At 72.1% G+C, this 10,892-nt stretch carries 10 protein-coding genes and 1 tRNA gene; 6 read left to right on the top strand and 5 right to left on the bottom strand.

The window, feature by feature from the left end; translation table 11 throughout:
- Positions 1–300 precede the first annotated feature (300 nt).
- The 3 genes from ABT114_RS08015 (at position 301) to ABT114_RS08005 (ending at position 1,489) form a co-directional block, all read left to right on the top strand.
- Positions 301–669 carry a DUF8844 domain-containing protein gene (locus ABT114_RS08015; RefSeq protein WP_351139812.1) on the top strand — a complete coding sequence of 123 codons (369 nt, stop codon included), beginning with the start codon at positions 301–303 and terminating at the stop codon, positions 667–669.
- A 132-nt stretch (positions 670–801) separates the two neighbouring features.
- Positions 802–1,425, top strand: coding sequence for a bifunctional DNA primase/polymerase (locus ABT114_RS08010; protein ID WP_351139810.1), 624 nt, complete (start codon positions 802–804; stop codon positions 1,423–1,425).
- Positions 1,416–1,489: transfer RNA gene (locus ABT114_RS08005), tRNA-Lys, on the top strand. The genes ABT114_RS08010 and ABT114_RS08005 overlap by 10 nt, the downstream gene beginning before the upstream one ends.
- A 110-nt stretch (positions 1,490–1,599) precedes the next feature.
- On the opposite strand, the gene ABT114_RS08000 is transcribed toward ABT114_RS08005, so the two are convergent.
- On the bottom strand, positions 1,600–2,814 hold the full coding sequence (locus ABT114_RS08000; protein WP_351140525.1) for a M6 family metalloprotease domain-containing protein: 1,215 nt from the start codon (positions 2,812–2,814) through the stop codon (positions 1,600–1,602).
- A gap of 503 nt (positions 2,815–3,317) precedes the next feature.
- On the opposite strand from ABT114_RS08000, the gene ABT114_RS07995 reads away from it, so the two are divergent.
- A complete protein-coding gene (locus ABT114_RS07995) occupies positions 3,318–5,138 on the top strand; it encodes a putative bifunctional diguanylate cyclase/phosphodiesterase (protein WP_351139808.1) in 1,821 nt (606 codons plus the stop codon).
- On the opposite strand, the gene ABT114_RS07990 is transcribed toward ABT114_RS07995, so the two are convergent.
- From ABT114_RS07990 to ABT114_RS07980, 3 genes are all read right to left on the bottom strand, one after another.
- On the bottom strand, positions 5,117–6,238 hold the full coding sequence (locus ABT114_RS07990; RefSeq protein WP_502987986.1) for an LLM class flavin-dependent oxidoreductase: 1,122 nt from the start codon (positions 6,236–6,238) through the stop codon (positions 5,117–5,119). The genes ABT114_RS07995 and ABT114_RS07990 overlap by 22 nt on opposite strands.
- A 91-nt stretch (positions 6,239–6,329) precedes the next feature.
- Positions 6,330–7,061, bottom strand: coding sequence for a maleate cis-trans isomerase family protein (locus ABT114_RS07985; RefSeq protein ID WP_351139806.1), 732 nt, complete (start codon positions 7,059–7,061; stop codon positions 6,330–6,332).
- Positions 7,058–7,852 (bottom strand): maleate cis-trans isomerase family protein, encoded by a 795-nt coding sequence (locus ABT114_RS07980; protein WP_351139804.1) that lies wholly within the window; start codon positions 7,850–7,852, stop codon positions 7,058–7,060. The genes ABT114_RS07985 and ABT114_RS07980 overlap by 4 nt, the downstream gene beginning before the upstream one ends.
- Positions 7,853–7,990: 138 nt before the next feature.
- Between ABT114_RS07980 and ABT114_RS07975 the strand changes: the two genes are divergently transcribed.
- Together ABT114_RS07975 and ABT114_RS07970 are read left to right on the top strand one after the other, a co-directional pair.
- Positions 7,991–8,938 carry a D-2-hydroxyacid dehydrogenase gene (locus ABT114_RS07975; RefSeq protein ID WP_351139802.1) on the top strand — a complete coding sequence of 316 codons (948 nt, stop codon included), beginning with the start codon at positions 7,991–7,993 and terminating at the stop codon, positions 8,936–8,938.
- A 17-nt stretch (positions 8,939–8,955) separates the two neighbouring features.
- Positions 8,956–10,383, top strand: coding sequence for an amidase (locus ABT114_RS07970; RefSeq protein ID WP_351139800.1), 1,428 nt, complete (start codon positions 8,956–8,958; stop codon positions 10,381–10,383).
- Here the strand turns inward: ABT114_RS07970 and ABT114_RS07965 are convergent.
- The gene (locus tag ABT114_RS07965; RefSeq protein WP_351139798.1) at positions 10,364–10,858 is read right to left on the bottom strand and encodes a DUF3830 family protein; all 495 of its coding nucleotides are present in this window, start codon (positions 10,856–10,858) and stop codon (positions 10,364–10,366) included. The genes ABT114_RS07970 and ABT114_RS07965 overlap by 20 nt on opposite strands.
- Positions 10,859–10,892: the final 34 nt, after the last annotated feature.

Raw genomic sequence — 10,892 nt, 5'->3', positions numbered from 1 at the left:
GGCGGCCAATGAACACAGCCCGGATGGCTGGGAGGCGAACCACGCGGTGCTGGCGCGCCTGGGGGAACACCGCGTGACCTGGCGGCCATGAACAACACCCCGAACCCACCAGCGGGCACCGACCACCGTCCCTGCCCCCGCTCGGGGAACATCGCGTGGCTCCGCGGACTTGAGAGTGCGGGGCGGTGGGCCTCCGGGACGGTGATGCTTGCCCGGGGTGCCCTTGCGCCCCCGGGAGACAATGGAGGGTGGACCACCCGAAGGGGGGTGCCACCCGCAACCGTACGAGGAGGAGAAGACATGGCGGAGCCCACGCCGCGTCGCAACGAACCGCGGCTACGCCCCGCGCCCCTGCTCTTCGAGCCCACGGAGGTGGCCGCCGACCCGGAGCACTTCTTCGATCTGGAGTCGATCGACGATCCGGGGGCGTTGCTGGCGCGCGCGACGGAGCTGACGCTCGCGTTCCGTGCGGCCACCGACCGGGCGGTGGAGTTCCAGGCGATCGCCGCCGCTCAGCTCGCCGATCCGCGCCGGTTCGACCGGCTCACGCCGGCGGACATCGCCGAGCGGGCCGAGTGGACCGAGGACTACGCGAAGAGGATGGTCGAGTTCGGGCGGGATCTGCTGCGGGGCGACACCGAGGGCCTGGGGCACGTCGACCCGGTCTGAGCGGCCCGCGCGCCCAGAACACACCTCCATGGCATATGCCAGGCGGGCAAGATACCCCCTCCCACCCCCTCCTGTCCCGATTTTCCGCAACCCTCGGGAACAGCTCGCTCACGGTCGGTAGACCTGGGCGGCATGAGCAGCACATGGGATGAGCCGTTCTCCGGTCGCGATCGCTGCGAGGCCTCGGGGGTCACCCCGGACGGTGCCGACTGGCTGGCCTCCGCCGGAACGTACCCGCGCAGCACCCTCGCGCTCTGGCACGAGCGGCCGGACGCCCCGGTCGTCCTGCCCTGCGGCTCCGTATTCGACGTCATCAGCGCCCCCGCGGTCTTCGGGCGCCGGATGCTCGACCGGCTGTGGGACGAGGGGCCGGGCTCGGGACCGGTGGCCGCGCTCCGGGGGCGGATGCTGCTGTTCGCCGCGCCCGGTACGGCCCAGCGGCTGCCCTCGCTGCTGGAGTGGGAGGAATGGGGCGCCCACGGCCGCCGGGACAGCCGTACGGAGGCCATCCCGCCGCTGCTGTGCCACGGCACCGGCGACGCGGTGACCGTGCCGCCCCTCACCCCCGCCGCCACCGGCACGAGCACGTCCGCCACCCGCTGGCTCGCCGCTCCCGACACCCGTCACCCCTGGCTGCCGGGCCCCGAGATCCTGCTGTGGGCGGCCGTGCGGGCGGCCCGCACGGCGGTACGGATATCGATTTTTCCTCCCGCCGATCAGGATGCTAAGGTCTACGACGTCAGCAGGCGCCGCTAGCTCAGTTGGTTAGAGCAGCTGACTCTTAATCAGCGGGTCCGGGGTTCGAGTCCCTGGCGGCGCACGTTGGCGATGGCGAGGCGTGTTCGCGTAGAGCGAACCACCTCGCCATCGTTGTTTCTGCGCGGCGCTGTTTCCGCGCGGCTTCGCCACGCACTGCGGGGGCTCCCCCGTTCAGCCCCGCACCCCCGTCGTGATCGTCACCGTCCACGCCCCGGATGGCGTACGCCCCTCCACCTTCACGCCTACCTTCTCGCCCGGCACCGTGAAGCTCTCGCCCAGGCCCACTGGGGCGTCTGCGAGGGGTGGGTAGACGGAGTCCTCCCAGCAGCCCTCACCGCGCGGGTGGGCGTCGACCACCTCGATGGGACCGCGGCCGGACTCCGCGCTGCTGTGCACGCGGTAGACGAGGATGCCCGAGTCGCAGGTTGCCTGATCGTTGCCGACCGGGCCGCGCGCCTCGAAGGCGAGGGCGCCGTCGGGGCCGGTACGCACCACCGCGAGCTTGGTGCCGTGGCCGAGGCCGAACGCGGGGGATCCGGCGGCGCCGGTGACCGGGACACCCGGGCCCGCGCCGAGGGGTTCGAGGGTCAGGCGGGTCGGCCGGGCACCCCGTACACACGCCACCTGGCGCGGTTCGAGCCACCCCAGCTTCCATTTGTGCCAGGCGAAGAAGTCGGGGGCCAGTCCGAACTGGCTGCCCATCAGGTCCCAGTCGCCGACGTAGGTGTCCCAGTCGCCCTTGCCGTCCACCGGGCGGTGGTAGAGGTCCGGCAGGTCGAAGACGTGGCCCGTCTCGTGCGCGAGCACCAGGCGGTCCGGTGGGTGCTTCTCGAAGACCGTCACGACCCGGCGGAGGTCCGTGCCGTCCGCCCGCAGGGGGGTGTCCAGGTTGACGACCTTCGTGGCGTCGGAGTCCACGCCGGGCGCGTCGGGGTCGGCGACGAAGTAGACGATGTCGTAGCGCGAGAAGTCGACCTGCGGGTCGGCGGCGGCGAGTGCGTCGCGCAGATAGGCGGCCCGGTCCTCGGCGCTCCAGTCGCGCTGTATGGCGTACGTGGTGGACGGCTTCGGCATCCGGATCCAGCGCTGGAGCGGATGCGGGCGGATGGTGAACTTGCCGTAGGACGCCCGTTCGAAGAAGCGGCTGGTGGCCGGGAAGTGGTCGGCGGCGATCTGCGCGGGCGTGGTCAGCGGGGCCGAGTCCGGGAAGGACAGGAAGACCATCACCGCGTCCAGCGGGTGGGTCGGACGCGGATACGCGGCGTTCCAGGTGTCCAGGCCCTCCGAGTGGTGGGCGTCGGTGCGCTGCAACACGCAGGGCTCGACCGAGAAGGGTTCGGCGACCGACGGGACACTGAAGAGGGATGTCGCGGCGAGCGCCGACATCGTGGTGAACACGGCCGCGGTGCTGCGCAGTCGGGGGCGCGCCACCGCACGACCGAGAGCCCCGCCGGCCCCACGAAGGACCCCACCGGCCCCACTGAGACGTCCGCCGGCCCCACGGAAGGCCCCGCCGAAGGCCCTTTTGAGGGCCCCGAACCTGAGTCCCTTGCGGAGCGGCTGACGCGGCAACGGGACCTCCGGATGCGGTTGACGGGACGACACCGCACCCAGCCTGTGTACTTTTACTGCGCTATGCCCTGTTTATCTGACCCGGATGAGTGAGCGGCCCTGGATCGGGGTAGAAGACGACACCCCCGAAGTACTCACGGAACGTCACAAGCAGTCCGCTGCTTGAAGAACCCGTCCAAGCGCGGGCAGAAACGATCTGCCAGAAAGGCCGACCCGTCCGGGACACTGGACAGTGGCTGGAAGGCCCTGGGGCCACCCTCTATGATCGGCACACTTTGCTGCGCGGACTGAGATCGAGTGCACTGCGGGAGCGAGCGGTGAGCGGAACGTCCGAAGGGCCGACGCCCGCGGCAGACCTCGATCGGTCGGCCGTCACAGACAGTGATCTTGTCGCGCCTCCTCGTGGCGAGTCGCCGTACCGCTCCGTCTTCACGGCGGCGCCCCTCGCGATGGCCGTCGTCGACCGTGAGGGTCTGGTCGTCAGCGCCAACGACATGCTGGGCGCCCTGCTCGGCAGCGACCCGGCGTCGCTCGCCGGACGTGCGGCCGCCGACCTGGTGGACCTGACCTCCGACACCCGCACCTGGCACGCCTACCGCGAGGTGCTGCGCGGCCGGCAGGCGAAGCTGCGCTGCACCCGCCGGCTGAAGCACCCCGACGGCCAGTCGGTGTGGGTGCAGGTCACCGTCGCGCCCCTGGCGGGCGACGAGACCGGCGTCCTGCTGTCCGTCGCCGACATCAGCGCCCGCCGCGAACTCCAGGCCCGGCTGCGGCACTTGCAGATGCACGACCCGGTGACCCGGCTGCCCAACCGCACGCTGTTCTTCGAACGTCTGACGGCCGCGCTGGAGGCGGAGGCGTACGAGCAGAGCGGCACCGGGCGGATCGGTCTGTGCTATCTGGACCTGGACGGCTTCAAGGCGGTCAACGACACCCTCGGCCACCGCGTCGGCGACCGGCTGCTGGCCGCCGTGGCCGAACGGCTGACCCGCGTCGCCGAGGAGGCCGGGCTGGCGAGGGCCGGCGCTCCCCTGGTGGCCAGACTCGGTGGCGACGAGTTCGCGCTGCTCGTCGAGGACTCCACCGGCACCGACCAGGTCGCCGAGCTCGCCGAGTCCGTACTCACGGCCCTCCAGGCGCCGTTCGACCTGGCCGGCCGGCGCCTGTCGCTGTCGGCGTCGATCGGGGTCGTGGAGCGGCACGCGGCCGGGACCACGGCCACCGCTCTGATGCAGGCCGCCGATACGACGCTGTACTGGGCGAAGGCCGACGGCAAGTCCCGCTGGACGCTGTTCGACCCGGAGCGCAACGCCCACCGCATGACCCGCCAGGCCCTGGCCTCCACGCTGCGACCCGCCATCGAGCGCGGGGAGTTCGTCCTGGAGTACCAGCCGCTGGTCGGCATGGAGGACGGCCGGCTGCGCGGGGTCGAGGCCCTCGCGCGCTGGAACCACCCGCAGTTCGGAATGTTGACGCCGAATCGGTTCATCGGATTGGCGGAGGAGGACGGTTCGATCGTTCAGCTCGGCCGCTGGGCGCTGGCCACCTCCTGCCGGCAGGCCCGCCGCTGGCAGCTGGACCACCCGGACGAGCCGCCGATCTTCGTGAGCGTCAACGTGGCCGTCCGGCAGGTCTGGGACTCCGACCTGGTCGCGGACGTGGCGGAGGTCCTCGCCGAGACGGAACTGGCCCCGAGCCTGCTCCAGTTGGAGCTCACCGAGTCCGCGGTGATGGGCTCCGCGGGCCGCCCCCTCCAGGCCCTGCAGGCGCTGAGCGACATGGGTGTACGGATCGCCATCGACGACTTCGGCACCGGCTACTCGAACCTCGCCTACCTCAGCCGCCTGCCCGTCTCCGTGCTGAAGCTGGACGGCTCCTTCGTCCGGGGCTTCCAGTACGACGAGGCGGGCGAGCGGCCGAACCCGGCCGACGAGGTCGTCGTCGAGGCGATGATCCAGCTCGCCCACCGGCTCGGCCTGACCGTCACCGCCGAGTGCGTGGAGACCCTCACCCAGGCCTCCCGACTGCGACACATCGGCTGCGACACCGGACAGGGGTGGCTGTACTCCCGCCCGGTGCCGCCGGATCGTATCTCCGAACTGCTGGGGACGACGTCCTACGCCGTCGGCAACCCGTAGGCGTCCGCGATCAGTTCGTAGGAGCGCAGGCGCAGCTCGCCGCGGTGGGCGTGGGACGTGAGCATCAACTCGTCGGCGCCGGTGCGCCTGTGGAGGTCGTCCAGGCCGGAGCGGACCTCGTCCGCCGTGCCGTGGACGATGTTGGCGGCCCAGGAGTCGACGAACTCCTGCTCCAGCGAGCTGAATTCGTGGGCCTCGGCGTCCTCCGGGTCGGGGAAGAGGCCGGGACGGCCGGAGCGCAGCCGGATCATGTTCAGAGCGGTGGCCCGTACCTGGCGGATGGCCTCCTTCTCGTCGTCCGCGGCGAGCGCGGAGACGCCGATGAGGGCGTAGGGCTCGTCGAGGACCGCGGACGGGCGGAACTGCTCCCGGTACAGGTCGAGCGCCGGAATGGTGTTCTGCGCGGAGAAGTGGTGCGCGAAGGCGAAGGGCAGGCCGAGCATCGCGGCCAGGCGGGCGCTGAAGCCGGAGGAGCCGAGCAGCCAGACGGGCGGGCGGTGCGGGGACTGCACACCGCCGGGTGAGGTGCTCTGGATCGGGCCCGGGATCGCGTGGATGCGGGAGTAGGGGTGACCGTCGGGGAAGTCGTCGTCCAGGAAGCGGAGCAGCTCCGCGAGCTGCTGGGGGAAGTCGTCGGCGCCCTCGTTGAGCCGGTCGGTGCGGCGCAGGGCGGCGGCGGTGGCGCCGTCCGTGCCGGGGGCGCGGCCCAGGCCGAGGTCGATGCGGCCGGGGGCCATGGCCTCCAGCGTGCCGAACTGCTCGGCGATCACCAGCGGTGCGTGGTTGGGCAGCATGACGCCGCCCGAGCCGAGCCGGATGCGCTCGGTGTGGGCGGCGAGGTGGGCGAGGATCACCGCGGGCGAGGAGGAGGCGACGCCCGGCATGGAGTGGTGCTCGGCGACCCAGTACCGGTGGAAGCCGCGGGACTCCGCGAGCCGGGACAGCTCGACACTGGTGCGCAGGGCGTCGGTGGCGGTACTGCCCGCGCCCACGGTGACCAGGTCCAGTACGGAGAGCGGTACGGGGGCGGTGCCCTGCGCCTCACCCCGGATGCCGTCCGCCTCGCCCTGCGCCTTGTCCCGGTTCTCGTCTGCCGTCACGGTGGATGCCTCCTGCTTTTCGGCCGTGCGCTGTCCTCAGGCCGCTAACAGGAGGCAGTCCCCGGTTATTCCCGGTCTTTTCCGCCGCCGCTCACACCTGCACGATCGGCTCCCGCGTGAACAGCGCCCCCAGCGTCGGCGCGTTCACGCGGCGGTCCGCCAGGCGCAGGGCCTCCCACACGGTGACCTGGTTGGCGGTGAGGACCGGCTTGCCCAGCTCCTTCTCCAGGGCGGGGACGTACGCGGCCGTGTGGAGGGCGGTGTCCGGCAGGAGCAGCGCCTCGGCGGACGGATCGTCGGCCTCCCGGGCCAGCGTGAACAGCTCCGCCTCGCCCCACGTCCCGACCTCGGCCGCGGTGATGATCCCGCAACCACGGACCGCGACCACCTCCGCGCCTCCGGCCCGCAGGAAGTCCGCGAACAACCCGGCCACGTCGTCCGGGTAGGTCGCCCCGACCGCGACCCGCCGCACCCCGAGCTCCTGCACGGCGTGCACGAAGGCGAAGGAGGTCGAGGAGGCCGGCAGCCCGGCCGTCCGGGCGAGGGTGCGCACCTGCTCCTGGGCGCCCTCCCAGCCGTACACGAAGCTGCCGCTGGTGCAGGCCCACACGATCGCCTCGGCCCCGGACAGCCGCAGCTGCGCCACGCCCGCCGCGAGCCGCTCCGGTGAGCCCATCTCGCGCAGGGCGTCCGCCCGGTGCGCGTCCTCGCCGATGTCCGTGTGGACCAGGTCCACCCGAATGTCACTGCCCAGCAGCTGCTCGATGCGCGGATAGTCGTCCTCGGCCGAGTGGCCCGGGTAGAGGAATCCGAGTGCGGTCATGTCCAGCCTTCCTGCTGTTCTTCCGGCAGTACGGGCCACTCACGCGCCGAGTCGTCCAGCAGCGCCTGATACGGCCCCACGGCTCGGGTACCCAGCCTGCGCAGCGCAGCCCACATCGTTACCTGGTTGGCCGACAGGACCGGTATGCGCAGTTCCGCCTCCAGCTGGGGGATGACGTCGTACGTCGGCAGGTTCGTGCAGGAGATGAACAGTACGTCCGCCGTCCGGCCCCGGACCGCGCGCCGCGCCATGTCGGCCACGTCCCGGTAGGGGACCTTCCAGATGTGCCGGGTGAGCCCCATGTAGGCGCAGCCCGTCACCGCGACGCCCGCCTGGGCGACGTACTCCTCCAGCGCCCGCGTCACGGACTCCGTGTACGGGGTCACCAGCGCCGCCCGCCGGACGCCCAGCTCCGCGAGCGCCTCCAGCAGCGCCCCGGACGTGGTCACGGAGGGCACCGCGCCCGCCCGGGTCATCGCCTCACACATCGCGCGCTCCCCGGCGATCCCGCCGACGAAGCTGCCCGAGGTGCAGGCGTAGGCGACGACCTCGGGCGCGACGGCGTTGAGAGTGCGCACCGCCTCTCCCAGCGTCTCGTGCTCGCTGACCAGCCGCGCGAGGTCCAGGCTCACCTCGACCGGTACGAACGGCGTCCGGGTCAGGTGGAGCGAGATGTCGTCCGGCACCCAGCGCCACAGTTCGCGGTCGAGGGCGAAGTCGAAGGGGGCCACCACGCCGACGCCTCGCTGCGGGCGTGGACCCCCGAGAAAGGTGATGTCCGAGGACTCCATGGCAGGCACCTGCCTCACCGTGCGGAAGGAGGGGACAACGGACCGTACGCACGCCCGTGTTGACGAAGGTAGGTTCGGGTGCGAGCGTGGTCAATCCGCGCATGTCAGACGCTCGCTCTCCGCGAAGAACGGCTGCCCATGACCGCCCCGACGCTCCTTGTCCTCGACGCCGACCCCCCGCCCCGCCTGGGCCGTCTCACCGGCCGCGCCCGGATCGTGCACGCCGACGCGGACAGTCTCGCCGGGCACCTCCCGGACGCGGACGTGCTGCTCGTGTGGGACTTCGCCTCCACGGCGGTGCGCGACGCCTGGCCGGGCGAGGGTCCCAGGCCGCGCTGGGTGCACACGGCGAGCGCGGGTGTGGACCATCTGATGTGCCCGGCGCTCGCCGTGTCCGACACGGTGGTGACGAACGCGCGCGGCATCTTCGAGCAGCCCATCGCCGAATACGTCGCCGCTCTCGTCCTGGCGATGGCCAAGGACCTGCCGCACACGTGGGAGTTGCAGGGGCGTCGCGAGTGGCGCCACCGGGAGGGGCAGCGGCTGGCCGGCACGCGCGCGTGCGTCGTCGGGTCGGGCCCCATCGGGCGGGCGATCGCCCGCACCCTCAAGGCGCTCGACGTGACGACGGCGCTCGTCGGCCGCGTGCCGCGCACCGGCATCCACGGCCCCCAGGACCTGGACCGGCTGCTGGCCCGCGCCGACTGGGTGATCGCGGCCGCGCCGCTCACGGACCAGACGCACCACATGTTCGACACCCGCCGCTTCGGCGTCATGCAGCCCTCGGCCCGGTTCGTGAACGTCGGGCGCGGGCAGCTGGTCGTCGAGGACGCGCTCGCCGAGGCGCTCGCCAAGCGCTGGATCGCGGGGGCCGCCCTGGACGTCTTCGAGGCCGAACCCCTCACCCCAGAAAGCCCGCTGTGGCAGGTCCCCGGGCTGATCGTGTCCCCGCACATGAGCGGTGACACGGTCGGCTGGCGGGACGACCTCGGCGCGCAGTTCGTCGAGTTGTACGAGCGCTGGGAGGCGGGCCGGACCCTGCCGAACGTGGTCGACAAGAAGCGCGGATACGTACCCGGACACTGACGCCGCCAGGAGGGTGCATGACGGAGCCGACGGAACTCACCGAGCTGACCGCCGTACGACTCGTCGAGGGCTTCCGCAAGGGCGAGTTCAGCCCCGTGGCGGCGACCCGCGCGGCGCTGGAGCGGGCCGAGCGCATCCAGCCGGAGGTGAACGCGTTCGTGCGTCTCTTCGCGGACGAGGCGCTCGCCCGGGCACGGGAGTCGGCGGACCGCTGGCGGCGCGGCGAACCGTACGGGCCGGTGGACGGCGTACCGGTCACGGTGAAGGACATCCTGCTGCTGCGCGGCGCGCCGACCCTGCGCGGCTCGAAGACCATTTCCGAGGAGGGAAGCTGGGACGAGGACGCGCCCGCCGTCGCCCGGCTGCGTGAGCAGGGCGCCGTCTTCCTCGGCAAGACCACGACACCCGAGTTCGGTTGGAAGGGCGTCACCGACTCGCCGCTGAGCGGGGCGACCCGCAATCCGTACGACACCTCACGCACGGCGGGCGGCTCCAGCGGCGGCAGCGCGGCCGCCGTGGCCCTCGGCGCGGGCCCGCTCTCGCTGGGCACGGACGGCGGGGGCAGCGTGCGCATCCCGGCGGCCTTCTGCGGGGTCTTCGCGCTGAAACCGACGTACGGGCGCGTCCCGCTGTACCCCGCGAGCGCCTTCGGCACGCTGTCGCACGTGGGGCCGATGACCCGGGACGCGGCGGACGCGGCACTGCTGCTGGACGTGATCGCCGCGCCGGACGCGCGGGACTGGTCGGCGCTCGGGCCGGCGGGTGCGTCGTTCACGGACACGCTGGCCGGGGGTGTGCGGGGGCTGCGGGTGGCGTACTCGCCCTCGTTCGGCGGGCAGGTGGCGGTGGCTCCGGCGGTCGCGGCGGCGGTGCGGCGGGCAGTTGAAGGGCTCGCCCGGCTCGGCGCGTACGTCGAGGAGACCGACCCGGACTTCACGGACCCGGTGGACGCCTTCCACACGCTGTGGTTCAGCGGCGCGGCCCGCGTGACCCAGCATCTCGGGCCGCGGCAGCGGGAGTCGCTGGACCCGGGGCTGCGGGAGATCAGCGCGACGGGGGCGCGCCGGTCGGCGCTGGACTACCTGGCCGCGGTGGACGTCCGGATGGAACTCGGTCGGCGCATGGGCCGTTTCCACGAGTCGTACGACCTGCTGGTCACGCCGACGCTGCCGATCACCGCGTTCGAGGCGGGGATCGAGGTGCCGAAGGGCTCCGGGTACCGGCGCTGGACGGGGTGGACGCCGTTCACGTACCCGTTCAACATGACGCAGCAGCCCGCGGCGACCGTCCCGGTGGGGGCGGACGGTGCCGGTCTGCCGGTGGGGATGCAGATCGTGGCCGCCCGGCACCGCGACGACCTGGTACTGCGTGCGGCCCACGCGCTGTACGAGGCGGGGGTCGCGGCTTCGTTCGCTTTCCCCTCGTTCACTTCCTCCGGAAGCTGAGCGTCTCCCCTGCCGCCCCCGACCGCCACAGGTCGTTGCACGCCTCGGTCATGGCCGCCAGGCCGTCCACGATCTGGCCCCAGACGATGCCGGGCACCCAGCCCACATCGCCGTTGAGGAGCAGGTTGTTGCGCTCGTAGAAGAGGGCGAGGTCGACGACCGTGGTGCCGGGGCGCACCTCGGCGTCGTAGCCGTACGCCTTCGTGCCCAACTCCGCGCCCGCGAAGGAGAAATAACAGAGATCTCCGGGGATCGGGGTGACTGTCGGATTTTCCAGGGGTGGCTCCGATTTCGCGAAAGGCGGGAAAAGGGCGTAGATCTCGTTGCGTGCGTACTTCGCGTGATAGACGTCGCCGGACAGCGGGAGGGAATCCCACACGGCCGCGCAGGTGAGGGGCGCCCGGTCGTCGAGCAGCTGTGCCGTGCAGTGGATTCCCCGCTTGACCAGCGAGACTTCGATGTAGCGATCAGCCATGCGTTCCATGGTCCCGCGCCGGTCAAGGGCGCCT

Origin of the sequence: Streptomyces sp. NPDC002088 (assembly GCF_040296605.1) — a bacterium.
GTDB lineage: Bacteria > Actinomycetota > Actinomycetes > Streptomycetales > Streptomycetaceae > Streptomyces.
The sequence above is the reverse complement of the archived record's forward strand: the minus strand, read 5'-3'. Positions and strand labels throughout refer to the sequence as shown.